Raw genomic sequence first — 25,199 nt, 5'->3', positions numbered from 1 at the left:
AGAATCAGTTCGCGGCCCATTCCATTTCGTCCACACCGGCGACCGGAGTGGACAGCGAACGTATCTCGCTCGCGTACATCGTGCGCTTGATTTCGCCGAGTACGGGCCCGCGGGTTCCGATCAAATCCGTTGCCCTCGAGAGTGCGTCGTCACGCAGCCGATCCTCGGTGGACACTGCGTCCACCAAGCCGAGGGCGGCTGCGTCCACTCCGCCGTAGCGTCGGCCCGTGGTCAGTGCTTCGTGGAACGTGTGCGGTGCGAGCTTGGCTCGGACCATGTCGACTGTTCCCGGGCTGTAGGTGGCACCGATGTTGACGCCAGGAAAGCACAGGAAGCCGCGATCGGAGCGCATGACGCGGTAGTCGTGTGCCATGACGAAAAATGCGGCACCGCCGTAGGTGTGCCCCTGCATGGCCGCCACCGTCTGCATCGGGAGGGTCAAGAACCGCACCAGCAGTTCCTGCACCGTTCCGATGAACCGGTTGATCTGGTCCAGGTTCTCGGCACCCCAGGACAAGTCGACTCCGGTGGAGAAGTACTTGCCGGTGGCCGTCGTGACCAGTGCAGTCGGGCCACTACTGGCTTCTACCTCGTCGAGCTGAGCGTTGACCTCGGCCACCCAATCCGGCCCCATCCGGTTCTCGGTGTCCTCCACGTCGCGAGTGCCGAGATTCAATACGAACACGTCCGCGACACGATCCAGGTAAGGCATGTCCCGAAGGTACCCAGCTTTCGTTGTTCTACCCCACAGCGACAGAAGGCAAGTGTGTTTGCCGGCGGGAGCACCGGGTAGTTGTATCAGTACAAACGATCGAACGGAGGACCAGCATGCCCACCAACGATGACCAGCCCCAGCTCAAGGACCAGGATCTGTACGAGAAGCTCCGTGACGAAGGAAACTCGAAGGAGAAGTCGGCGCGCATCTCGAATGCCGCGGCCAACGAGGGCAGGAAGAACGTAGGCAAGAAGGGCGGCGAGTCCGGATCGTACGAGGACTGGACCGTCGACGAACTGACCGATCGAGCGAAGGAGATCGGCCTGGAGGGCTACTCCAAGCTGAACAAGAAAGAGCTGATCGAAGCGTTACGCAATCACTGACGTCATTCCGGCCGCAGAGACGAGTAGTACTCCTGCTGTGCGGGGTAGTAGTCGTCGAAGCTCGGCAGCGGTGCGGCGTCCCTGGATGCGATCAGCATGTCCAGGTAGTACTCCCAGCCCGGACCTATGTCGCCGATGCCGTCCGTGCTGTCGAGGCCGTGGGTCAGCACGACGAGTGTGTCGCGGCCCTTCTCGGTGAGCCTGACCTCGAGCGGCCAGCCGCCCTCGTCCGACATACGGACGGCCAGTCGTTGGGGCGGCTCGCAGGCGTCGATCGCCATGTCGGCGACGGGTTCGCCGTCCTCGAAGATCATGATGACGCGGATGCTGTCGTCCGTCACCCGTTCCCAGGGCCCGAACCACAACGCGGTCCGAGAGGATTCGGTGAGGCTGGCCCACACATCCTCTCGTGACGCGGCGACGGTTCGGCTCAGCTCGAGGGCGTAGCCGGTCTCGGTCTCGCGCAGCGTGCCCGTGGGTATCGGTGCCATCGGGTCATTATGCGTCGTGCGACGATCCACCGTCGAGCACTCATCCTGTCAATCGGTGAAATCGATCCGCACAGATATCGGGTCGGTCTGGAGGGCGCGAAAACCTGCGCCGATGAGCCGCCCGAACAGTGGGTTCGCGGAAAAAGCGCGCGCTCGCGCACTGACGTCGTCCTCGGGCACGAACGTAGCTGTGCCCGCTCGCCAGCGATCGCCGACGCGAATCCTGATACGCGGCTCGTCTCCGATGTTGGCTCCCCAACCGGACCTGGTTCCGTGCTGGGAGATCACCCACGCTCCTGCCCGGTCGAACGACGCAGAGACCGGTACCTGTCGGCGCAGACCGGATCGACGGCCCACGGTCTCGATGTCGGTGACCAACGATGTTCTGAATCCGACCGACGTCAGCCCGTTCACGAGCGGGTTGGCGACGTGCTTTCCGATCCACCGCTCCCGGCGGAACTTCGCGGCTGCGGCGGACGCTGTCGTGGTGCCCCCGGCGCGCCGACTGCGAAACGCGTCCCAGCCGTTGCGCTGCACCATTGCTATCGCTGTTCGCCAGGCGGGGCGTCCCGAATCGGGTTGCTTTCCGTCGCCGATGAGCTGCAGTTGGTCGGTGTGCCACTGCAAGTCCAGAGCGCCGTTGATCTGTTTGAAAGCACCAGCTTTCGACGGAACTCGCAACGCGACGAGCGGAGTCTCGACCCGATCCAGTGAGCCGTCGACCAGTGAGCGGGCTACTGCCGGGGCGAGAGCAGTCGGGCGACCGAGACCGACGACGTCGCACTCTCCCGATCGTACGGCCGCACTCATCACCGAGCGGGTGCGGAAACCACCGGTCACTGCAAGTGGAACGCTCCCGGCTGCGTCGCGCACCGTGTGGGCGTATTCCAGGAAGTAGGCTTCGCGATCGCGAGTGCTGGAGGTGCCCATCATCGCGGGTGATTCGTAACTGCCGCCACTGATTTCGATCAGATCGATCGCTTCCTCGACGAGATGCTCGACGGTGATGCGAGATTCCTCTTCGCTGAATCCGCCGCGCTGGAAGTCTGCGGAGTTCAGTTTGATTCCCACTGCAAAGCCGGGGGACACGGCCGCTCTGATGGCGCGCACGACGTGAAGAACGAATCGCATCCTGCCGTCGAGGTCTCCGCCCCACGCGTCCTCGCGTCGGTTCGACAGTGGTGAGAGAAACTGGGACACCAGGTATCCGTGGGCACCGTGGAGCTGCACACCATCGAAGCCGGCCGCCTCCGCTACCGACGCGGCCAGGGCGAACCTGTCGATGATGTCTCGAATCTCGTTCTCGCTCAACGCACGCGGTGTCGGTAGCCCGGGTACGCCGGACGCGATGGCAGACGGGGCGACGGGCGTGGCACGGGTGACGATCGGATTGGCCTGCCTACCAGGGTGATTGAGTTGTACCCAGATGGGGACGCCACCGTCGGAGGTCGATTTCGCCCAGCGCGCCAGCGCATCGTGGTCGCGGTCGTCTTCGATGACGACGTTGCCGGGTTCGCCCAGGTGAGATCGGTCGACCATCACGTTGCCGGTCACCACCAATCCGTAGCCACCCGCGCCCCAACGGCGGTACAGCGTTTCGAGCCGGGTATCGGGTGCGTGTTCGGCAGTCCCAAGGCCCTCGCTCAAGGCCGCTTTCATCACCCGGTTCGGAAGGGTCTGCCCGCAGGGGAGTGGGAGCGGGGTGCTCAGTTCGACGACGTCGGTCTCGGTGGGCATGGCGTGACTCCGGTTCAGCGATAGCGTGACGGGATATGATTGCCGTCATAGTCACACGCGACTGTAGATGTAACTCGGTGTCACGTCAATGATCGTGTTCGGAAAGGTGATGGATGGCGAATCGAAGCAGTGCTCGTGAGGACATGCTGCGCAGTGCGGCGCAGTTGTTTCGGCAGCGTGGAGTCGAAGCGACTTCGTTGGCCGACGTCATCGAGCACGCAGGTGCGCCGAGGGGCTCGATCTATCACCACTTTCCTCGGGGCAAGCCTCAACTGGTCGAGGAGGCAACGCGAACGGCCGGTGCGGTGATGGGGGCGATGATCTCCGAGGGGTTGGCCCAGGTCGGGCCGGCGGCGACGGTGCGCGCGATCATCGAGGGCTTTCGCAGTGAACTGTCGAGCACCGATTTCGTGTCCGGTTGCCCCATTGCTCCTGCCGCACTCGAGGGGGCGAATGCCCCCGGTGCCGTCACCGCGGCCGGTGAGTCGTTCTCGTCGTGGGAAGACACGATCGCCGCATCGCTCTGGCAGCACGGGTTGACGAGAGAGCGGGCGCAGGCGCTCGCGACGTTCTCCATATCGGCGATCGAGGGTGCCCTGATCGTGGCGAAAGCGCAGCGATCGACCACTGCGCTGGATCGGACGGAGGGGGAGTTGTTGGCTCTGCTCGACGCGGTCCTGGACGCAGCGGGTGGGCAGAGTTCCCGATAGCGTCTATTGCTATAACGCCGAGTTACAGTTACTTTCCCCTCAGGAACTATGTCACCTGTCATAGCCGGAGGGGATCTCATGCCGTCACTCACCACTTCTCGACACCGCGTAGAGGGTACGAAGCTTCGCGGCCGATATCTGGCTCTACTCGTGATCTGCGCAGCGGAACTGCTCGTTGTGTTGGACAACACCGTCGTCAACGTCGCCCTGCCGTCGATGGGGCTACAGCTACGCGCCGACATCAGCGGCTTGCAGTGGGTGGTCGACGCCTACACGCTGACGTTCGCGGGATTGCTTCTCGCTTTCGGCCACCTAGGAGACCGATACGGGCGCAAGAAGGTGATGATCATCGGCCTGGCGGGCATTGGGCTGATGTCGGTGGGCGGCGCGGTCGCCGTCGACCTCGGGCAGGTCGTTGCCGCCCGCGCCGCGATGGGAGTCTGTGCGGCGGCGGTCTTTCCGGCCACGTTGGCTCTCATCATCAATATCTTCACCGACGCCAAAGAGCGAGCGCTGGCCATCGCAGCGTGGACGGCGATGGCAGGTTTCGCCATCGCCATCGGTCCGACAGCGGGCGGCTTTCTGCTGGAGCACTTCTCGTGGCATTCGGTGTTCTGGATCAATGTTCCGGTTGCCCTGCTCGTTCTGGTGGCCGCACTGGCCTGCGTTCCGGAGTCGAGGGCCGAACATGTGGGCAAGTACGACCCTGTCGGAATCGTGCTGTCCTTGACGGGCATCACGGTCGTGGTGTGGGCGATCATCGAAGCGCCGCACAACGGTTGGTTGTCAACGGCGAGCATCGGAGGCTACATCGCCGGATGCGTCGCGCTTGCTGCGTTCGTGTGGTGGGAGTTGCGAACACCGTCTCCGGTACTGGACCTGAATCTGTTCCGAATCAGACGATTCTCGCTGCCCGCCTTGGCCATTGCTGTGGGGTACTTCAGTATGTTCGGCTTCCTGTTCATGATCACCCAGTATTTTCAGGGTGTCATGGAACTGACGCCGTTGCAGTTCGGCGTTCATTCACTGCCGTTCGCGGTATCCATCGCGGTCGGGGCACCACTGGCCACACTGATCGCGCAGCGAATCGGAACGACGGCCGTCATCGTCTTCGGACTCGTCGTGATGAGCATCGGCATGTTCATTGCGGGCCAGGTCGAGGTCGAAACGCCGTACCTGGGACCGGTCGTCGTCTCGATGATCTTGATGGGCCTCGGGTTGGCGATCGTGCAAGGCCCGGCCACCGAATCCATCATGTCGTCGGTGACGCTCGACGAAGCAGGTGCGGGCTCGGCGGTGAACGACACCACCCGTGAGGTGGGTGGAACACTCGGCGTCGCGGTGCTGGGCTCGATCGTCGCGTCGATCTACACCACGAAAGTGGGCCCCCGAATCGACGCCATTCCCGACGCAATCATGGAGCCCTACCAGAAGGCCTTTGCCCGTGAGACCGTCGTCAGCGTCATCGAAATCGTCAAGGCGCCGACCAACCCGATCTTCGCGACGCAGAAGGCGGAGCTCGTGTATGCGATGAAAGCCGCGTCTCTGGAGGGATTTCAGCTCGCGTCGTTCGTCACCGTCGGGGCCGCCATGGCATGCGCGTTCGCTGTGGCGCTCTTCCTGCCATGGCGGCGACCCGAAGGAGACGGGGTGCTGTTGGCGTGGCGGGCGTCGAAGTCCGAAGACCCCGAGATCAGTTGAACGGGGTGCCCCCGGTGACCGCAATGGTCTCGCCTGTGATGTAGCTGGACTCGTTCGAGGCCAAGAAGACGTAGGCCGGAGCCAATTCCGCGGGCTGGCCCGGGCGGCCCAACGGAACCGTCTCGCCGAACTCGCCGTACTTCTCGGCAGGCATGGTCGCAGGAATCAGGGGAGTCCAAATAGGTCCGGGCGCAACGGCATTGACTCGAATGCCCTGGCCGGCGAGGTCGCCGGCCAGGCCCTTGGTGAAAGCGACGATGCCTGCCTTGGTGGTGGCGTAGTCCATCAACTCCGGTGACGGATTCGATGCCTGAATCGAGGTGGTGTTGATGATGGTGGAGCCCGCACCCATGACGGCGGCGGCGTGCTTCGAAATCCAGAACAAGGCATACAAGTTGGTCTTGAGCACACGGTCGAACTGGTCGGTGGTGATATCGGCGATGCCGCCCATCTGGGCCATCTGGAACGCGGCGTTGTTGACGACGATGTCGAGGCCTCCGAGAACCTCCACGGCAGTGTCGACCAACTTGGTGCACTGCGTTTCGTCGGTGAGGTCGCAGGCGATCGCTCGGCCCGACCGCCCAGCGGCTTCGATCAGGTCGACGGTCGCTTGGGCATCGGGGCCCTCGGATTCGAGATGAGCAATGACGACATCGGCACCTTCTCGCGCGAATGCCAGCGCCACAGCTCGTCCGATCCCGGAATCACCACCGGTGATCAACGCTTTTCGGCCGTGCAACCGATCCGAACCCCGGTACGACTTCTCGCCGTGATCCGGTGCGGTGACCATGTCGCGAGTCAATCCCGGATGCTCGAGCTCGGGCTGGTCGTCCCGATCGGGCATGGAGAAAGCAGTGGTGGGGTCGCTCTTGGTGAACTGGTCGGACATTGTCGATCCTTGCCTCGTGTGAAGAGGACCCATTGCGGCAAAACGAAAGCCGCCCCAGTTCTCGAGACGATTCACGGTCGTTACCGACTGGAGTCGCTGTCCACATGAGGTTTGCCGGTTGTACCTCCACGCAAACCTTGCGAATCAGCGCGCGGAGGGATCTTCCCCGATGAAGCTCGCACCCACCGCATCGAGCACTCGGCGCGCCGGCCGGGTAGGAGCGAAGACCTCGACGCGTCCGTCGGAACGTTCGACAGCATCGACGATCGCGCTCGCGGCACCCGAGTACATGAAGTCCACCGCCGACAAGTCCAGCAGCACAACTGCATTGCCCCGTAGGGCGCCGTCGAGGGCGTTCACCAAATCTGCTCGTGCACTCATGTCCAGCTCGCCGACGGCGCGAACAACGGTCAGATCGGGGGAGTAGGACTCGATACCGATCGAGTGGCGTCGGTCGGGGGCGGTGGAGCGAACATCGGTGAAATCGGAAACAGTCACGGTGCGAACCTCTCAGTTCGGGTGGCCTATCGAACCGGCGTGCTCGGTGTGGAACCCGAGGGCTGCAGGTTCCGGTGCACGCTGTCCCGTAATCCTGACAGCGCAACATCACCGAACCGAGCCTGCAACATCACGGATTCGTCGCTACTTGGTAACGGCGAGGTAACACAGCCCGATGCCCGGCATCAGGGCAGTGTGTGACCTGCTGCGCGGAACAGGCCGTACCATTCCGCCCTGGTCAGGCGGATGTCCGACCCCGTAGCGGCCTCTACTATCCGATCCGGCGTGGTGGTCCCCAGGACCACCTGAATGTCGGCCGGGTGGCGTGTTATCCACGCGACCGCTATCGCAGCCGGTGTCGTGTCGTATCGGGTGGCAATGTCGTCGAGCGCATCGTTGAGGGCCGGGTAGTTCGCGCGATCTCCGACGAACACACCCGACGAGGTCCCGCTCTGGAGTGGCGACCACGCTTGCACGGTGATGCCCCGCGCCCTCGCGTAGTCGAGCAACCCGTTGTCACGATCCACCGACTGGTCCAGCGCGCCGATGTTGGCGGTCAGGCCCGCAGCGATCAGCGGTGAATGGACGACGCTCAACTGCACTTGGTCGAACAGAAGTGGTTGTGTGACTGCTGTTTCGAGCAATTCGATCTGACCGGGAGTGTGATTGGAAACGCCGAAACCGAGCACTTTGCCCGACGTGTGCAGTGTGTCGAATGCCGCCGCGACCTCGTCGGGCTCGACCAGGCTGTCCGGTCGATGCAGCAGCAGGGTGTCGAGATGATCGACGCCGAGAGCCGAGAGCGAACCCTCGACGGTCGACACGATGTGGTCTTCCGAGAAGTCGAAATAGCCGTCGCGAATGCCGACCTTGCTCTGAATGCTGACGCGCTCACGCTGCGACGGAGTGAGTGTCACCGCTTGTCCGAAGCGCTCCTCGCACCCGTGGGGTCTGCCGCCGTAGATGTCGGCGTGATCGAAGACGGTCACACCCACGTCCAGGGCGGTGTCGACCAACCTGCGAATCCTGTCGTCGTCCAGATCGAGGATGCGCATGAACCCGAGGACGATGCTCGACACGGTTGTGCCGGTCTGGGGGTGCGTGAAGGTGCGCAAGGTGAGTCTCCCTCTGTGCGGACGTGGTCGCAGTCGAGTGTGTCAAACCGCGGACCCAGTACGCCCGGGCCTCTGTTGCGCAAGGCGTTGACAATATTGCGCAACTTCTGCCATCGTTGTGCTCGGCATCACAAAGAACCCAGGAGGTGAACCGTGGCACCCACGCTCACGCAGGTCGCACAACGAGCAGGTGTGTCGCTGTCGACGGCATCGCGCGCCTTCAGCAACCCGGATCGAATCGGGGCGGACACGTTGGCTCGGATCATCGCCGTCGCCGACCAGATCGGCTATGTCGCGGCCTCGGGGCGCTCCTCCGACACCCGCGTCTCGGCGACGACGGTCGCAGTCGTGGTACCCGACATCGGCCACACCGTCTTCGCCAGCTTCGTCAAGTCCGCGCAAGCGCAGGGCTGGCATCGCAGACAGACCATCGTCCTCACCGACACCGACGGAAGCGCAGACCGTGAGCGTGAAGTGATCGGTGACCTGCAGGGCCGAGTCGACGCTCTGATCGTCTGTGCTCCACGACTACCGGCCGAGGACATCGTGCAGCTGGCGGGCGACACACCGCTGGTGCTGGTCAACCGATCCTCCAGCGAATGCGATTGTGTCGTGGCCGATTCCGAGGACGGTATCCGGCAGGCCGTCGATTACCTGGCAGCTCTCGGTCACACGCATCTCGCGTACGTCCAGGGATCGCCGCAATCGTGGTCCAACGAGCGACGCGTCGACGCCGTTGAACAGTTCTGTGCAGCACGAGGAATTGTGCTCGATGTACTGGGGTGGCAGCAGGAGACCTTGGCCGGCGGCCATGCTGCGGCTGCCAGCGTCGTCGCCACGGGTGCGACCGCCGTCATGACCCACAACGACCCCATGGCCATCGGTGTCATGAACGGGGTCCGGTCGATGGGCCTGGCAGTACCGGAAGACCTCAGCGTCATCGGCATCGACGATTCGCCCCTGGCCGAACTCGCGCATCCCGCTCTGACGAGTATCAACGTTCCGATGGGCCGTGCAGGTCTGGTGTCCTCCGATCTGGTGTTCCAGCGGGCAGCCGAACCGGAGTCGTCGCCCAGAACCATCCACCTCCCTACCCAACTCGTGGTCCGCGGCTCATCGGGGCCCGCTCGGATTCGCACTCTCGCACCAGGAAAGGACGACTCGAAATGAAGGTCGTCATCGCAGATTCCAACCTCCTACCGCATCGTGGCCGCTTCGAGAGCCGAGTCGCCTCCGATATCGAGCTGTCGTGGCACGAGAAGTTCGACGTCGATGCACTCGTCGCGGACATCGCCGATGCGACCGTGTATGTCGGCGGAAAGTTCCCGGCCGTTCTGGCGGAGGCGGCACCCGATCTGCAGCTGGTGCACGTTGCGGGGGCAGGCACGGACGGCGTTTCCTTCGACGACCTGAGCGCTCGGACATTGGTGGCCAACACTTTTCACCACGAACGCTCGATTGCCGAATACGTCGTAGCCACCGCCGTCGTGCTTCGGCGCGGGTTTCTCGGCCAGGACCGCCTCATGCGAGAGGATCGGTGGGCGTCGCCGGTGTACGACCGGACGCTTCGGCAGTCGACTTCGCTGGGTTCGGCAACGGTGGGATTCGTGGGCTTCGGTCATATCGGCGCGCAGTCGTGGCAGTTGCTGCGGGCCTTCGGTTGCCGGGGTATCGCGGTCACAGGAAGCGGATCGGTGAACGCTGCCGAGAACGGATTGGCCTGGGCCGCAGCGACCGATCGTCTGTCCGACCTGATGACCGAAGCAGATGTCGTCGTGGTGTCCGCACCACTGAACGAGCGCACGACCGGCATGATCGGCGACACCGAACTTGCAGCTCTCGGACCGGACGGCGTGCTGATCAACGTCGGCCGCGGCCCCCTCGTGCAGCAGGATGCACTGTTCGACGCCCTGTCCGCCGGATCGCTCGGCAGCGCCGCCATCGACGTCTGGTACGACTACCCGTCGGCCGACGGCATCGGTGCCCCCTCGCGGCATCCGTTCCACACGCTGCACAACGTCCTGATGACACCTCATTCTTCCGGCATCACACGCGAAACCTTCGAGGGTCGGGTCGACGACATCACCGCCAACATCGGTCGACTCGCCGCGCGCGAACCGTTGACCGATGTCGTTGCGGGAGGAAACTTCACGGAGAAAGCAGAGCGCTCGTGACCGACAAGATCGTCGCTGCGGACGTCATCGTCTGTAGCCCCACTCGTAATTACGTCACGCTCAAAGTGACCACCGCAGACGGCGTCGTCGGCTACGGCGACGCGACCTTGAACGGCAGGGAACTCGCGGTGGCGTCGTACCTGCGAGATCATGTCGCGCCGCTTCTCATCGGCCGAGATCCCGCACGCATCGAGGACACCTGGCAATACCTCTACCGCGGTGTCTACTGGCGCCGTGGGCCGGTGACGATGGCCGCGATCGGTGCCGTCGACCTCGCCTTGTGGGACATCAAGGGCAAAACCCTCGGGCAACCCGTCTACCAGCTGCTCGGTGGAGCCGTCCGCGACCGCATTCTCTCGTACACCCACGCCACCGGCTGGGACACGTCGGAATTGATCGATTCCGTCGATCGACGTCGAGCACAGGGTTTTCGCGCCGTGCGGGCCCAATCGGGTGTTCCCGGCCTGGAGTCGGTGTACGGAGTGCACCGAGGCGCGCGGGGATACGAACCCGCAGGGCGTGGTGCCGTTCCCGTCGAGGAGGTCTGGGATACCGATGCCTACCTCAATCACGTTCCCGGGGTGCTCGCAGAGGTGCGCGAACACGTGGGATCCGAGCTCAAGTTGCTGCACGACGCGCACCACCGACTGACACCGCAACAGGCTGCGCGACTGGGCAAGTCGCTCGAGGACGTCGATCTGTACTGGCTCGAGGACGTCACCACCGCCGAGGATCAGAGCGCCCTGCGGCTGGTGCGTCACCACACCACGACCCCGCTCGCGATCGGTGAAGTGTTCAACACCATCTGGGACTGCCAGCAATTGATCTCCGAGAAGCTGATCGATTTCATTCGGGTGGCCATCGCCCATGCCGGCGGTATCAGTCATGTCCGAAAGATCTTCTCGCTGGCCGAGGTACACCAGGTTCGTTGCGGACCGCACGGGCCCTCCGACGTCTCGCCGATCACCCTCGCCGCGAGCGTGCACCTCGGAATGGCCACCCCGAATTTCGGCATTCAGGAGTTCATGGGCTACGACCCACTGGTCGACGAGGTGTTCCCGCACGCATGGTCGTTCGCGGACGGCTACCTGACCCCCGGTGACGCCCCCGGCCTGGGCGTCGACATGGACGAGTCGTTGGCCGCGCGGTACCCGTACGAGCCCGCGTATCTCCCGGTCGCTCGTCGCCTCGACGGCTCGATGACGGACTGGTGACGAGATGAGCGAATCCAGACTGTCTCGTTCGGCACTCGCTTGCTCGGGGGCCGTCCCAGCACGACCGGACGGCACCGGAATCGTCCATCTGGGGCTGGGCAACTTCCATCGCGCGCATCAGGCCGTGTACACAGCTGCGGCACTGGCACAGGACGGCGGCTCGTGGGGAATTCTGGGTGTAGCGAACAGATCTCGGACGATTGTCGATGCCATGCTCGCTCAGGAACTGCTCTACGGCGTCGTCGAGATATCGCCGTCGGGTTCGAGGGTGAGCGTGCCCGGAGCGCACACGGGAGCCATGGTCGCCGCCGACGACCCCGCCGCCGTCGTACGGGCCATTGCGGACGAGGACGTCCGAATCGTGACGATCACCGTCACCGAGTTGGGCTACACGCTGTCGTCCCGGACGGGCTCCCTCGACCTCGAATCGACTGCAGTGCAACAGGACCTGCAGCGGCCGGAAACGCCGACGACCACGGTGGGGCAGCTCGCGAGGGCTCTGGCGATGCGGGCACGAACGCACGGGGCCCCCATCGCCGTGGCCAGCTGTGACAACCTGTTGGGGAACGGTGATCGCACCGCTGCACTCGTGCGTCGGTTCTTGGACCGTTGCGGTGCGGACGACGTGCTCGAGTGGCTGGCGGCGGCGGTGACGTTCCCCAACTCCATGGTCGATCGCATCGTTCCGTCCAGCAGTGCGTTGTACGACGCCGAGTCCACCGCCGAGCTGGGCGCTGTGGACACCATTGCCGTGCCGGCGGAGCCGTTCACGATGTGGGTGATGGAGGACGAGTTCGCCGCAGGACGTCCCCGCTGGGAAGCCGGTGGTGCCGTGTTCACCGAGGATGTCGAACCGTACGAACTGATGAAGGTTCGACTGCTCAACGGAACCCACTCTCTCATTGCCTATCTCGGCGCACTCGACGGTCGCGCGACAATTCCGGACTCGATCGGTCGCCCGTTCGTGGAGGCCGCAGCTCGAGCGGTGTTGGTCGACGAATACCTCCCGACCGTGCCCGTTCCGGACGGGGTGGATATCGACGACTACATCGCCCAGCTGTTCGTGCGGTGGTCCAACTCCGCTCTGGGGCACAAGACCGCGCAGGTCGGTTCGGACGGCTCGGCGAAGCTCGCGCAGAGGATCCCGGACCCAGCGCTCCACCACCTACGAAACGGTGTTGTACCGCAACACCTTTCCTTGACCATCGCCGCCTATCTCTGCTGCGTGTGCCCGCCCGACGGTTTCGACCCGGGCCCGCATGCGCATGCGATGGCCGACCCTGCACGTGCGCGTTTGGCAGGACTTGCCGCTTCGGCAGCGTCCAGTGAGGATTTCGTCCGCTCGGTTCTCGAACGCGGCGACATACTCCCCATCGAGTTGGCGCAGTTTCCCGAATTCATCACACGCACAGCGGAATTGATGGATACTGTTGTTCGTCACGGTCCGATGGCCGCAGCCGTCGAAGCGGCGAGTTCTTCGCTCCGCCCCGTCGTCACGGCATCCCGGACCACACTCGACTGACTCATTCTCCTTCCTTCGTTCGGCCGAGGCCGAAACTCACCCGAGGACAACCATGGACACGACCACAGAACCGTCAGATTCTCCCAGAATCGCTCCGGCCCAACATGATCCTTCCGCCGTACGACGCGCAGCGTGGGCCGGCCTCATCGGAACCACACTCGAACAGTACGACTTCGTCATCTACGGCACGGCGTCCGCGCTGATCTTCAACAAGTTGTTCTTTCCCAACATCTCTCCGGCGGCCGGCATCATCGCCAGCTTCAGCGCGTACGCCGTCGGCTTCCTCGCCCGGCCACTGGGTGGACTGTTCTTCTCACGCTACGGTGACCGGCTCGGTCGCAAGTGGGTTCTGGTCGCCACGCTGATGCTGATGGGCGGCGCGACCATGGCCATCGGTCTGCTGCCGACGTTCGAGCAGGTGGGACTACTGGCCCCGGTGTTGCTGGTCCTGTGCCGATTCTTCCAGGGCTTCGGCGCTGGTGCCGAACAATCAGGTGGCGCAACGCTTCTGACGGAAACGGCCGCGATCGGAAAGCGTGGCAGATTGGCCGCTCTTGTCATGACCGGCGCGGCGCTCGGCACCGCTCTCGGAGCAATCGCCTGGATCCTCGCCCAGTTGCTTCCCGACGACCAGCTCATGTCCTGGGGCTGGCGGATGGTGTTTCTGAGCAGCATCCTGGTCACAGTGGCCGCGTTCATCATCAGACGCAAGCTCAACGAGTCACCGGTGTTCCAGGAACTGAAGGCGGCACAGGAGCGACCCAAGGCGCCGGTGAAAGAGGTGTTCACCAACGGCAAGCGACCGCTGTTCATCGTCATGTTCATGACCGTCGGCATCAGCGCTCAGTCCTACACGTACCAGGTGTTCATGGCCTCCTACATGAAGAACGACATCGGCGTCGATCCCACGTTCATACCCAAGGTTCTGCTCATCGGCGCAATCTGCGGCGGCATCGCGGCTTGGGGCTTCGGATGGTTGTCGGACAAGGTGGGTCGTAAGCCCGTGTACATCGGTATCGTCAGCCTGCTCGTCGTTCTTCCGGTTCCCACGTTCATGGCTCTCAGCACCGGTTCGCACGTACTGATCACCCTGGTGATGATCATCGGATTCATCCTGGCGTGCCAGGGGGCCGTCGGTGTCACGATGAGCTACTTCCCCGAGATCTTCGGGGCTCGATACCGGTACGCCGGAGTCACTCTCGGCCGCGAGTTCGCGTCCGTCTTCGGCGGCGGAATCGCTCCTCTGCTGTGCGCCGCACTGATCACCGCGTTCTCCGGATCCTGGGTGCCGGTCGCGGTCTACATGATGATCATGGCCGTCTCGGTGCTCGTCGCCGCAACCTTCGCACCGGAAACTCGGGATCGCGATCTGACCGATCCGGCCAACGCAACCGATCCGGTGCTCGACCGGGTCTGACCTGCCCACCTCGAACGGAACGGACGACACGATGACCACCGAACCGAATCCGATGCCCGACAGAACGATTGCCTTGATCGCGTACGGCACCGATGACATCCGCGTCGAAACAGTGGCGGTGGCCGACCCCTCGCCGGACGAGGCGATCGTCGCAATTGCCTACGGCGGAATCTGCGGCTCCGATCTGCACTACTGGAAGCACGGAGCGGCCGGGCAATCGGTACTGAAAGCGCCGATGCGATTGGGACACGAGGCGTCGGGCACCGTGTTTCGGCGCGCAGGAGACGGAAGTGGCCCCGGTGAAGGCACCCCGGTCACTGTCCATCCGGCGACTCCCGCCGCCACCGGCGCGAAGTATCCGGTCGATCGTCCGAACCTGTCTCCCGGATGCCGCTACATGGGAAGCGCCGCGCAGGTACCGCACGACGACGGTCTGTTCATCGGTCATGTTGCCGTCCCGACACGAATGCTCAGAGTGTTGCCGGACGGTCTGGATCTGAGAATTGCCGCGTTGGCCGAGCCGGCGAGTGTCGCGTGGCATGCCGTCGAGCGTGCTGGGGCGGTGTCCGACAAGACGGTTCTCGTCGTCGGGACCGGTCCGATCGGTGCCCTCATCGTGGCGGTCGCTCGCCGAGCCGGTGCAGCTCGGATCGTCGCGGTCGACCTCGAAGACTTTGCGCTCGATGTGACGCGTCGACTCGGAGCGCATCGAACAGTCGACGCCCGAGACGGGGCGGAAGTCGCGGCGGTCGAGGCCGATGTGACGTTCGAGTGCTCGGGCAACCATTATGGTCTGGCGTCTGCAATTAACGGCACGGCTCGCGGCGGTCGTGTCGTCATGGTCGGGTTACCTGCGGCGGGGCCTCAGCCGGTGCCGCTGTCATTGGCGATCACCCGGGAGATCGACCTGATCGGCTCGTTCCGGTTCAACACCGAGATGGACGACGTGATCCAAGCTCTGGCCGACGGTTCACTCGATGTGGCACCGGTCGTCACTGCGGAGTATCCGGTGAGGGACGCCCTCGACGCGTTCGCACTCGCAGCCGATGCATCCCGGTCGAGCAAAGTCCTGTTGACGTTCTGACGGGCTACTATTCAAATTCGGTTCGTATCGACTGTGTCGTGAGCTGGAGCATCAGCACGAAGCCGGTCAGCGTCACCACGATCGGGGCCCACAGCACCACCGCCACGAAGGTGTCCACATCCCGTTCCAGCACTATGTACACCGCGACGATCGACGTTCCCAACAAGCACAGGGCGATGTGCGCAGCGAGTCGCCATTTGTCGAAGAAGAACCCGGCCAACATTCCCATCGGGATGAGGAAGGTGCATTTGCCGAGGGTGACTTCGGGCGCGAAATTCGCGGTGATGGTGGCTCCGAAGATCGAAAGATCGGCGATGACGACGAAGGCGAAGGCTTGCCCGAGCGTCGGCCACGGTCCGAACCACCAGAACGCGCCCATGACGTACGCGGCGATCATGCACGTCCATTGCACGATCGCGGGGATAGGGGTGGTCGCGCCGTACCCGAACGCCAGCTCGAGGGTGACCACGACGGCCATGGCCAGGGCGGCGGCGGACACGATCCGCTTGACGAGGGTCGTGACAGCGAGCGACGTCATCACGCCCATGCCCCATTGGTAGTGCTCGTTGGACCTCGTCAGTGCGCGAGTCACAGTGCCCCCTCGTTCCAATCGGGAGTCGATTGAAACACAGTCGCACGGCTCGACGTTCGGCTTTCACCGAGTTCCGGCCGACGGCGCGGCACGATCAGCTGGTCAATTGGTGTAACAGCTCCGGCAGTGTCTCGCTGATGTCGTGCCGGCTGGCCACCCGATAGCGGGCGGCTTCACCGAGCAGCCGCCGTCGATCGGCGTCGTCGACCACCGCCGAGACGGCGGCAGCGAGAGCATCCGAGTTGCCGGGCTCGACCAGAATTCCAGCACCGTCGGCGAGAAATTCGTGCGTGCCACCGTGATCGCTTCCGATCACCGGCAATCCGTGCGACATCGCTTCCAAGACCGACAACGGACCTGCCTCGGGAGAAGTACTGGCCGACACGACGACATCCCACCTGCGAAGAGCGGACTCGGCATCGGTGTGCCCGAGGAACTCGACACGTCCGGCAAGATCCGGTTCCGCGGCGCGCGCGCGGAGTTCGTCGACGTATTCGCGATCACCGGGGAAGCTTCCCCCGGCCAATTCGACTCGGACGTCGGGGAGCATGGCGACGGCGTCGAGCAGCACGCGGTGCCCCTTCCACGGCGTCAACAACGCCAGCATCCCGACGACCGGCGGAGAGTGCAGCGCACCGCCGAACCGCGGAACCGGCCACGGCACGCCGTTGTGTGACACCACCACGGGGAGGCCGGCCTTTCGGAGCGGTTCTGCGGTGGCCTCGGACACCGATACCGCAACGCGAACGGCCGGCCGGGCGAACCGGACCACCACACGCTGCTTGAGAGAGGTCATCGTGTCGTGGACGAGCCACGACGCCCCGCGAGCGGGCCGCGCAAACCGCGCCACCGGAAGCGCGAACAGCGAGTTGACGACCGTGGCGGTGCCCGGTGCGCGGGCGATCGTGCGCACGGCGCGCGCCGCCCCGACCCATCGTGCGACCATCCTGATCGCCGCGATACCGCGCGCGGCACCTCGTTGCCCACCCAGTCCGAGCTCGTCGATGCGGATGTGCCGCGTCGTGTCGGGTAGACGGTCTGCCAATGGGCCTGCGGGGCAGGCGATCACGGTGGCATGGCCGCGGCGCGTGGCCTCGTCGATCAAATCCAGCAGCACCTTCTCGGCACCGGACACCTGGCCGGTGTGCGCGAGGAAGAGAACTGTCGATTCGTCGGTCATGTATCGGCCCGTCTGTGCGGCGAAGGTGGTTCTGGCGGATCAGTACGCATCGCGGAGCAGTGCCACTGGGTCTTCACACATTCTGCCTAGCGCTGCATCCATGACGGCCACATCGACCATCTTGCTGCAGAACGAGGCCGTATAGGTTCGGCCACCGGCGATTTCGGCGATGAGCATCGTGCAGCCGTCCGGACCGTCCGGTTCGAGCGACGCGGCCATCTGCGGGGGCCTGCCGTCGTCGGCCCAGTCGAGGTGGTCGAACACCCGCACTTTCCCGAGGTCGCTCACGGCCAACCGCAAGGTCTCGGGTACCTCGACGACCGGATTGTCCTGCGACGGTGCAGACGGCCGAATGCGTGACGCCACATCGCGAAGATGCGACATGCCCAGTACCGCGATGGGCCAGCCGGATTCGATCACCTCACGCATCGATGCGGTGATTCGGACGGGTGTCGTGTCGGCGGGAAGATGCAGGGGGATACCGACGGCAAAGTTTCCGTGTGCGCCCTGCTGGGCCGGATCGAGATAGCGGCGGCTGTTGAACAACACCATGATGTGATCGTCGACGTCGACGGATTCTGCCCGTAGCGCCGCGCTCCACAGGGCAATCGAGATCGACGCAGCGGTCGCTCCGGGCAGGTTCTCCGCAGTCCAGTTCTTCAGCTCGTCGACGTGGGCTTTGCTCATGTACCCGGCCCGGCTGACCTTTCCGGCTTCCCAGTTCTCGATCCGACGACGGGGACCGGACCCGCCGTACGCTGCGCGCCGGTGTCGAGCACGCAGGGACCAGAAGTCCGCCAGCGTTTTCGGGTGTCGGGAGTAGTGACGCCACAGAGCTTTCCAGGTCGTGCTCGGTGGCAAGCCTGCGGCAAGTCCGGGAACCAGTGATCCGTCGGCATCGTCGCAGAATGCCGCCAACATCAGGACGCCGATCTGGCCGTCCCCGATTCCGTGCGAATAGTCGATGGCGAGGTGATCGTCGAACACGACCACCTCGAGTGGACCGCGAGCACCTTGTCGCGACCGAATGTCGGTGAGCATCTGCCCCAGGTCTTCGGTGCCGCTACTGCTCGTGGTGACATTGTCGCCGGCGATGTTGCTGCGGTAGCGCCACCGTCGAGCATCGGAGCGTGGTTCCAGCGCGATGTGCGGCTCCGCGTCGACGTGTTCGGCGGCGGTGAGCGTTCGACGCGTCCGCTCGATGTCGAGACCGCGGACGGGCCCGACCGCGGTGACTATCCGGGTGTCGGCGAAGACGCGATCCAGTGCAGTCGAGCGATAACTACGCTCAGCGGACGGCATCGACGACCTCCTGCATTCGGCTGCGGAAGTTGGCCCGTGAGAAGCCTTCCGCCCATCTACGAATGGCGGCGCGATCGTAGTCGGCTGGGTCGAACGAGCGCATGGCCTCGGCGAACCCGGCGATCACGGCCTCGTCGGAGCCCGGCTGTACATGCAAGCCGGTCTCACCGGGAATCACCGAGTCCACGGCCCCGCCGTCTCCCAGTGCGATGACCGGTGTTCCGGTGGCCATGGACTCGACCGGGACTATGCCGAAATCCTCCACTCCGGGCATCAGCAGGGCACGCGTCGTGCGGTGCAGTTCGAGAAGCTTTTCGTGCGAAACCCGCCCCAGGAAGGTCGTTTTGGGTCCGGCCAGTTCCCGGCAGGCGTTCATTGCACGGCCGTCTCCCGCCACCACGAGCGGAACGTCGGCCTCGGCGGCGGCGCGCACCGCGATGTCGGGACGCTTGTAGGGGACCAGGCGGCCGGCAAGCAGGAAGAAGTTCTCACGCTCGATCGACGGATCCGGCGTGAAGCCCTCGGTGTCGACCGGAGGGTGGACCACCACGGCGTCGTCTCGGCCCCACCAGTCATCGATGCGGCGAGCGACCGCCGTCGAATTGGCCACCACGGTCGTCAGTTTCGGTGCGGCGGCGATCTCGCATCGACGGGCAACGGCCGACAGCGCCGTCAGTATCGCAGCTCCGGCTCTGCCGCCGCCTTCACCTGCGCGAAGTTCGGGATCCCAGGCCCATCGTGCGGGACTGTGCACGTATGCGATCACGGGGGAGTCGGTGGCGAACACGGCCTGAGTCGCGAAGGCATGATGGCTCACCACGACGGCGTCGTAACCGCGCAGCGGCATCCGACGAAAGGCCAACGGCATCATCGGAAGAACGGGTGCGTACGACCGTTGGCCCAATGCGTTGTACACCCGATTGAGGGCGGACGTATGCGGCGCGCGGCTGATTCCGGACGGAACCCCGGACGGGCGGGAGATCGGTGCGAACACTTCGGCAGCGGGCCAGTGCAAGGCCAGCTGTTCGATGACGTGCTCGGATCCTGCGATCTCCGTGAATCTTTCGTGTACGACGGCAATTCTGTCAGCTGGCATGGCGTTGGCCTTCCGGCGCGATCGTCTGCGCGGTCTGTTCTGCTCGTCGGGTCGAGTTCTTGTTCTGCAATACCAGGTGTACGGGAATGTCGAAGTCGTCGAGCCGTCGCAGCGCCGCAGTTGCTGCCTTCTTGTCCCGTCCACGCTTCGACACCAGCACGACGACGGTCTCGACGTCACCCACGTCGGTGTACTGCCACCACTGCTCCGACAGGCCGAATTCGGCGGTGGCTCGATGGTGGCCGGTGGTCGGTCCGTCGCCGTGCGTCGACTCGAAGACTGCACCTTCGCCAACCAGGACGAGAATCACGCTGTCGCCCTTCGGGGCTGCGTGTCGCGCACTTCTCGATGCCGGTCGGTCGCCACGCTGGAGGGCAGCGATCCGGGAAGCCACGACGGGCGGTACCGTGTCGCCGGTTGCCGGGTCGAAGTGTGCACCGTATTTCCGGGACACCCGACGAGCCCAGGAGCGAGAGGGCTTGCGGCCGAGCCTTCCTCGAAGCATCACGATCAGTTCGGCCGCGACGATGAGTGCAGCCAGAGCTGCGACGAGTGCCTCCGAGGCCGGTTTCGGTGAGACCGGAGTTGTGCTCTGCTCTGGTTTCGACAACACGACCAGTCGATCTCCGCTGGCAGCTGCTTCGAGTTCGCTCTGCTGGGTGCGTAGTTGGGCCAGTTCGGACAGTGCCGCAGGCCGACTCGGATCGTCGGCAGGCAGGGCGTCCACCCGAGCCTGTTGCGCATCGACGGTGGACTGTCCCTCGGCCGTTCGTTCCTGCGAGTCGCGGATCGCGTTGGCGGAGGACGTACTTGCCATCGTCGACACCATCGCCTCGGCCAGTTCCGCGGCGAGTTCGGGAGATCGGGTCGTCACGGTCACTGTCAGCAGCGCGGGTGAGGTGCCAGGAGACAGTTCGACGCTCGAGGCCAGTTGCGACGCGTCCATATCGGCGTCGACCTGTTCCAGGACCTGATCGAGAACGCCGCGATCGGTGGCCAATTCGATGAACGGTGCGCGCATCTGCTCGATGAACGCGTCACCGGGAACGAGCGTTTGGGCAGGTTCGATCTCCGCGACGATCGACGCGGCGTACTGCTTGTCGGTGAGTTCGCTCCTGAGGTAGAACATGCCTGCACCGACCAACACGGCAATGATCACGGCGGGCAGCAATGCCCGGCCGAGTTCGCGCATGTGTCCTGCGAGGTCGATCGGTGGGGGCACGTCGCCCCGGTGTACGGCATCGTGGACGGACATCAACCGCGTACCCTTCCGTCGTCGATGCGAGCGGATGGACCGCTTCGGTGGTTCGTGGAGCCGACAGGCTCGATGATAGCTGGGTGTGGATACAGTCCGCGTAGCCGTGCCGACTGCGAATGAAACTGCATCTCAACGACATTGGAATAGCAGGGGCGGTGGTCGGAAAAGATCGTGAAACCGAACTTCGGCTCCGAAGCCTGCCGCCGGAATCGGGCGATTCGTCTGTTGTGTGTCCGCTTCTCACTGCACGTGCGCACGGTGTCGTCCTTTCTCGGCTGATCCCGGCATCGGTGACTCGACGACTCCGATGGCAACGAACGCGGCGAGCGAGGTCGCGACCAGTAATGCCGCCCCGACGGATACGAGCAGCCACAGGCCGGGGTAGTGCTGTACCAGGAACCAGCCGCCGACCGTGACGGCCGCGGTGATCACGACGACGACCGAAAGGGACTGCACCGGAAGTAGTCCGGGGATGGGCATGCTTCGCGCTATCACGATCCACAGCAGGACGAGGGTGGTTCCGATCGTCGCGACCGTGGAGATGGCAGCTCCGTCATAAGACATCCGTGGGATCAGCACGAGGTTCAACCCGATGTTCAGGGCCAGGCCGACCAACGCAACCACGGGGTAGTGACGCTGCATCCCGGCCGAGGCCAGGAGAAAGATGCCCAGCATCACCAACGACATCAGTGCCGCGCCGATGACGAGCAGCCGGGCCGCGTGTGCTCCGTCCACGAATCTGTCGCCGTACAGGAGGCCGATCAACGGCTCGGCCGACGGTACGAATGCCGCCACGGCCATCGCACCGAAGACTGCGAACAGCAGTGCGGCCGAACGGGTGCGCGCTCGAAATGCAGTGGTGTCGTGAGGCCACGACGCCACGAGCAGGGTGCTGATCGGTGCCACTGCCGCCAATACGAAGGTGTCGATCATGTCGGAGAATTTGTAGCCGATCGAGTACAGACCGACGGCCTCGAACGTGTCGAGGAGGCTGAGCATCAGCATGTCGATCTTGAGCATGGCAATGGTGAGGGCGAAGCCGATGGCGAGGGGCACGGCCTCCCTCAGGTACGGACCCCAGCGGCGCACCTCGATGCGCCTCGACGGTCGCAACCCCATGGAACGGTTGCCTATGCCGAACCCCTTGGTGATCAGTTTGAACACTTCGTTGACCACAGCCGGCAGTACGAAGATCAGCAGGGTGGGAGCGAGCACGGCCGCCAACACGGTCAAGGCCAACTGGATTGCCTGACCGGCACTTTCGGCCACCGCCACCAGAATCAGCCGGTGACGACTCTGGAAGAGGACGCTCAGGGCGTGGCCCGGTGTGGCGAACACGACCACCAGTCCACCCAGCACCGTCGCGAGGACCACCTCGCTCGGATACTGCAGCAGGAGAACGTATGCCACGGCGAGTACGTAACCCACGAGTCCGAGGGCAGTACGCAGGGCCAGAAACGACGACGCGGTTCGACCGATTTCCTCGGGATCGTCGTCCATCAATTTCGCCAGCACGACGCGTCCGACTCCCAAGTCGGTGACGACCGACATCAGGCCCAGCAGTGCGAAGACGAAACTGAACTGACCCCAGTCGTCCGCTCCGAGGGACCTCGCGACGACGACACTGCCGACCCAGCCCAGCGCCGCGATGATCACTCTGCTGATCAGAACGGCAATCGTCGCCTTGGCTGCGGCCTTCGGATCCGCTGCGATCGCGCGGTAGTCCGGGGGCTGCTCTGTGCCGTCGAGCGCGAGCTCGTCCGACATCAGACCACGCCCGCGGCTCGATACGCGTCGGCAGTGAGCTCAGCCGTTCGACGCCAACTGATCTCGCGAGAGGCGTCGGCTGCCGCGCCGACGAGGGCTGCGCGTGCATCCGCGTCGAAAGCGATGGGTTTCATCGCGTGCACCCAGTCGTCCACGTTCTCCGATGCGACGAGCACGGCACCGTCGCCGACGACGTCGGGGAGGGCACCGACTGCACTGGCGACGACCGCGCCGCCCGAGGCCATGGCCTCGACGGGTGGGAGCCCGTAGCCCTCGTAGCGAGAGGCGTACGCGGTGACGGTCGCAGCTGCATAGAGGGCAGGCAGGTCCTCGACATCGACGTACCCGAGCCCGCGGGAATTGCGGGGAGCGTGGGGACCGGTCGAGCCGGCTCCGGCCAGCAGGCACGGGATACCCAGACTCTCCGCTGCGTCGGCCACCAGCTGAACGTTCTTGCGAGGCTCCACCGTTCCGACCTGGATGACGAAACGGTCCGGTAGGTCGTACTTGGACCGAACAGCGTCCACTCGGCTGTCGGTGGGGACTTCTGCCCACGCTGCGGGTGCCAGGCCGACGACGGTGGCGTCGCGGCCGCTGACGGCCTTGATCCGGTCGGCAGTGAACTGCGAGACAGCGATGAGCAGATCGGCACGGCGCAGAGCTCGCCGCACCAGTCTCTGTTCACCGAGCGCGCGAAATCTACTGGAGGCCGACGGCATGTCGATGACCGAAAGATCGTGCACCGTGGCGACTGTGAAGGCCTTGGTGACAAACGGAAGGTCGACGTCCAGGCCGTGTACGACATCGCACCGGCCGACGGGGAGTGCGCCGAGCACCGCCCGAGCCGCACCGCTGGTGACAGGCCGTTCCATCGCCCGAACCGAGGGTGGCAGCTCGCCGACGGCGTCGCGCTGCACGACCGCGGTGAGATCGGCGTCGGGCAGACGATCCGGTAGCTCGTTCAGGAGCTCGCGAATGTAGGTCTGTACTCCACTTCCGCCCGGCCTGAGGGCGAGCGCCCCGAAGACGATTCGTGTTGCGCTGCTGCGCATCCCACCACTCCTAACAAGAGCCAGAAATAGACATCGATCGGAAAGATCTCGAAATACGTGGAGACCAGACTGGCGAACATGGCGGCGACGATCGAAGCGCCGACGCCGAGAGCGAGCGCCCCGTCGTCGCCCCGTAGTGCCCGGGACAGGCGTGTGCACCACAGCAACGACGTCACCAACAGCGCCACCACCGCCCAGAGGCCGATCGGCCCCAGTTCGAGCAGGGCCTTCACGTAGTAGTTGTCGGGTTGGTAATTGGTCGAGAGTCCTGATTGCGTGAACGCTCGGCCCTCGGCGGTGGAAATGCGGTCTGCCGCAGATCCACTCGATCCCAGACCCGTGCCGAACGGATGAATCAGGATGCTGGCGATGATGTTGGCCCAACCGTCACCGCGTTGACCCAGACTGCTGGACGAGAAGAAGACCGACGTGATCTTGGGTACGAAGGGGACCGTGACGGCGACGGCCAGAGCCGCCAGAGCAAACGGCGCGGCGAGGTATCGAAAACGCACGGCGATCAAGTAGATGACCCCGACCGCGAGCCCGAGAATCGCTCCACGCACGATCGAACTGGACATCGCGACCACCATCATCGGAGACGCGCAGAGAAACAACAAGTTTCGACGACGGCGCGGATCGGCCAGTGCGACCGCACCGCCGACGAGCAACGCCAACATCACGTACAGCCCGAACGGGAACGGCAGGTTGAACGTGCTGAACGTGCGCAGCAGCCCGCCCGATGTTCGGACCTGCGTGCCGTATTCGTAACCCAGCGACACCAGTGCGGCGGGCCCGGCCACCAGTTGAGCGATGCCGACGGCAGACGTGAACACACCCATGCCCATCAGAACCGAGACGAGGTGGTCACGGTCCCTGGCGTCGAACGGCGCGAGCCACATGACGACCACCAGCAGAACGTAGAAGAAGGTGACCTTGATGCCGAACAGACCGACTATTCCGAACGTGGCGAATGCAGACACGCTGCCGAACACGACGAAGACCGCGGCCGCCGGCCACCACGGCACGAACACCCGCGCAGGCGAGCCGGGGACATGTCGTGGTCGGCGTAACCACGCACACAGAACCGTGAAGACGACAAGGCCTTCCTTCCAGCCCGACACAATCCCGGGAAGGGGAACGAGAACCAGAAGTCCGTGCAGTGGAACCAATCCCGCCAACAGCAACACTCCACGTTGCGGGCGGCGGTAGATGGCCGATGCCACCGCGCAGCCGAGCACGAGGACCACCGCTGCGCCGAAAGCAAGCGCAACGTACGTGATCACGGGGTGACCCGAACGTGGC

The 25,199-nt window shown here is 64.4% G+C and carries 23 protein-coding genes; 9 read left to right on the top strand and 14 right to left on the bottom strand.

Annotated features, from left to right (window positions below; translation table 11 throughout):
- Positions 1-4: 4 nt before the first annotated feature.
- On the bottom strand, positions 5-712 hold the full coding sequence (locus JLZ96_RS18980; protein WP_057473259.1) for an enoyl-CoA hydratase-related protein: 708 nt from the start codon (positions 710-712) through the stop codon (positions 5-7).
- Between the two features lie 116 nt (positions 713-828).
- Between JLZ96_RS18980 and JLZ96_RS18975 the strand changes: the two genes are divergently transcribed.
- Positions 829-1,098 carry a Rho termination factor N-terminal domain-containing protein gene (locus tag JLZ96_RS18975; protein WP_027497643.1) on the top strand — a complete coding sequence of 90 codons (270 nt, stop codon included), beginning with the start codon at positions 829-831 and terminating at the stop codon, positions 1,096-1,098.
- 2 nt (positions 1,099-1,100) lie between these two features.
- Here JLZ96_RS18975 and JLZ96_RS18970 read toward each other — a convergent pair whose 3' ends face one another.
- Complete coding sequence (locus JLZ96_RS18970) at positions 1,101-1,589, bottom strand: SRPBCC family protein (protein WP_201010960.1); 489 nt, start codon at positions 1,587-1,589, stop codon at positions 1,101-1,103.
- A gap of 48 nt (positions 1,590-1,637) precedes the next feature.
- Complete coding sequence (locus tag JLZ96_RS18965) at positions 1,638-3,326, bottom strand: nitroreductase family deazaflavin-dependent oxidoreductase (protein ID WP_201010959.1); 1,689 nt, start codon at positions 3,324-3,326, stop codon at positions 1,638-1,640.
- A 113-nt stretch (positions 3,327-3,439) separates the two neighbouring features.
- Between JLZ96_RS18965 and JLZ96_RS18960 the strand changes: the two genes are divergently transcribed.
- Both JLZ96_RS18960 and JLZ96_RS18955 read left to right on the top strand, forming a co-directional pair.
- Positions 3,440-4,036, top strand: a complete 597-nt coding sequence (locus JLZ96_RS18960; protein ID WP_230590987.1) for a TetR/AcrR family transcriptional regulator — start codon at positions 3,440-3,442, stop codon at positions 4,034-4,036.
- Between the two features lie 78 nt (positions 4,037-4,114).
- The gene (locus tag JLZ96_RS18955) at positions 4,115-5,737 is read left to right on the top strand and encodes an MFS transporter (protein WP_201010958.1); all 1,623 of its coding nucleotides are present in this window, start codon (positions 4,115-4,117) and stop codon (positions 5,735-5,737) included.
- Here JLZ96_RS18955 and JLZ96_RS18950 read toward each other — a convergent pair.
- From JLZ96_RS18950 to JLZ96_RS18940, 3 genes are all read right to left on the bottom strand, one after another.
- Positions 5,730-6,626, bottom strand: a complete 897-nt coding sequence (locus JLZ96_RS18950) for an SDR family oxidoreductase (protein WP_032368240.1) — start codon at positions 6,624-6,626, stop codon at positions 5,730-5,732. The genes JLZ96_RS18955 and JLZ96_RS18950 overlap by 8 nt on opposite strands.
- Positions 6,627-6,770: 144 nt before the next feature.
- Positions 6,771-7,124 carry an STAS domain-containing protein gene (locus JLZ96_RS18945; RefSeq protein ID WP_201010957.1) on the bottom strand — a complete coding sequence of 118 codons (354 nt, stop codon included), beginning with the start codon at positions 7,122-7,124 and terminating at the stop codon, positions 6,771-6,773.
- A 185-nt stretch (positions 7,125-7,309) separates the two neighbouring features.
- Positions 7,310-8,239: an aldo/keto reductase family oxidoreductase gene (locus tag JLZ96_RS18940; protein ID WP_236254156.1), complete on the bottom strand. Its 930-nt coding sequence runs from the start codon at positions 8,237-8,239 to the stop codon at positions 7,310-7,312.
- 153 nt (positions 8,240-8,392) lie between these two features.
- On the opposite strand from JLZ96_RS18940, the gene JLZ96_RS18935 reads away from it, so the two are divergent.
- Genes JLZ96_RS18935 through JLZ96_RS18910 form a run of 6 tightly spaced genes read left to right on the top strand, consistent with a single transcriptional unit; the run spans position 8,393 to position 15,650 of the window.
- Positions 8,393-9,409, top strand: coding sequence for a LacI family DNA-binding transcriptional regulator (locus JLZ96_RS18935; RefSeq protein ID WP_027497635.1), 1,017 nt, complete (start codon positions 8,393-8,395; stop codon positions 9,407-9,409).
- Positions 9,406-10,413 carry a 2-hydroxyacid dehydrogenase gene (locus JLZ96_RS18930; protein ID WP_201010956.1) on the top strand — a complete coding sequence of 336 codons (1,008 nt, stop codon included), beginning with the start codon at positions 9,406-9,408 and terminating at the stop codon, positions 10,411-10,413. The genes JLZ96_RS18935 and JLZ96_RS18930 overlap by 4 nt, the downstream gene beginning before the upstream one ends.
- Positions 10,410-11,627, top strand: a complete 1,218-nt coding sequence (gene manD / locus JLZ96_RS18925) for a D-mannonate dehydratase ManD (RefSeq protein WP_201010955.1) — start codon at positions 10,410-10,412, stop codon at positions 11,625-11,627. The genes JLZ96_RS18930 and manD overlap by 4 nt, the downstream gene beginning before the upstream one ends.
- Positions 11,628-11,631: 4 nt before the next feature.
- Positions 11,632-13,149, top strand: coding sequence for a mannitol dehydrogenase family protein (locus JLZ96_RS18920; protein ID WP_201010954.1), 1,518 nt, complete (start codon positions 11,632-11,634; stop codon positions 13,147-13,149).
- A gap of 52 nt (positions 13,150-13,201) precedes the next feature.
- On the top strand, positions 13,202-14,566 hold the full coding sequence (locus JLZ96_RS18915; protein WP_057473266.1) for an MFS transporter: 1,365 nt from the start codon (positions 13,202-13,204) through the stop codon (positions 14,564-14,566).
- A gap of 31 nt (positions 14,567-14,597) precedes the next feature.
- Positions 14,598-15,650 carry a zinc-binding dehydrogenase gene (locus JLZ96_RS18910; protein WP_201010953.1) on the top strand — a complete coding sequence of 351 codons (1,053 nt, stop codon included), beginning with the start codon at positions 14,598-14,600 and terminating at the stop codon, positions 15,648-15,650.
- Between the two features lie 7 nt (positions 15,651-15,657).
- Here JLZ96_RS18910 and JLZ96_RS18905 read toward each other — a convergent pair whose 3' ends face one another.
- The 8 genes from JLZ96_RS18905 to JLZ96_RS18870 form a co-directional block, all read right to left on the bottom strand.
- Positions 15,658-16,242, bottom strand: a complete 585-nt coding sequence (locus tag JLZ96_RS18905) for a hypothetical protein (RefSeq protein WP_027497630.1) — start codon at positions 16,240-16,242, stop codon at positions 15,658-15,660.
- A gap of 94 nt (positions 16,243-16,336) precedes the next feature.
- Complete coding sequence (locus tag JLZ96_RS18900; RefSeq protein ID WP_045841302.1) at positions 16,337-17,422, bottom strand: glycosyltransferase family 4 protein; 1,086 nt, start codon at positions 17,420-17,422, stop codon at positions 16,337-16,339.
- 39 nt (positions 17,423-17,461) lie between these two features.
- Positions 17,462-18,724: a hypothetical protein gene (locus JLZ96_RS18895; RefSeq protein ID WP_236254155.1), complete on the bottom strand. Its 1,263-nt coding sequence runs from the start codon at positions 18,722-18,724 to the stop codon at positions 17,462-17,464.
- The gene (locus JLZ96_RS18890; protein ID WP_032368233.1) at positions 18,711-19,820 is read right to left on the bottom strand and encodes a glycosyltransferase; all 1,110 of its coding nucleotides are present in this window, start codon (positions 19,818-19,820) and stop codon (positions 18,711-18,713) included. The genes JLZ96_RS18895 and JLZ96_RS18890 overlap by 14 nt, the downstream gene beginning before the upstream one ends.
- Positions 19,810-21,075: a hypothetical protein gene (locus tag JLZ96_RS18885; RefSeq protein WP_236254154.1), complete on the bottom strand. Its 1,266-nt coding sequence runs from the start codon at positions 21,073-21,075 to the stop codon at positions 19,810-19,812. Before JLZ96_RS18885 ends, JLZ96_RS18890 begins: the two co-directional genes overlap by 11 nt.
- A gap of 243 nt (positions 21,076-21,318) precedes the next feature.
- The gene (locus tag JLZ96_RS18880) at positions 21,319-22,845 is read right to left on the bottom strand and encodes a flippase (protein WP_201010952.1); all 1,527 of its coding nucleotides are present in this window, start codon (positions 22,843-22,845) and stop codon (positions 21,319-21,321) included.
- Positions 22,845-23,897, bottom strand: coding sequence for a glycosyltransferase family 1 protein (locus JLZ96_RS18875; RefSeq protein ID WP_201010951.1), 1,053 nt, complete (start codon positions 23,895-23,897; stop codon positions 22,845-22,847). Before JLZ96_RS18875 ends, JLZ96_RS18880 begins: the two co-directional genes overlap by 1 nt.
- On the bottom strand, positions 23,807-25,180 hold the full coding sequence (locus JLZ96_RS18870; RefSeq protein WP_094717969.1) for an O-antigen ligase: 1,374 nt from the start codon (positions 25,178-25,180) through the stop codon (positions 23,807-23,809). Before JLZ96_RS18870 ends, JLZ96_RS18875 begins: the two co-directional genes overlap by 91 nt.
- Positions 25,181-25,199: the final 19 nt, after the last annotated feature.

The sequence above is a fragment of the Rhodococcus sp. NKCM2511 genome, from assembly GCF_014905595.1.
GTDB lineage: Bacteria > Actinomycetota > Actinomycetes > Mycobacteriales > Mycobacteriaceae > Rhodococcoides > Rhodococcoides fascians.
This window is presented reverse-complemented; position numbering and strand designations above follow the sequence as displayed.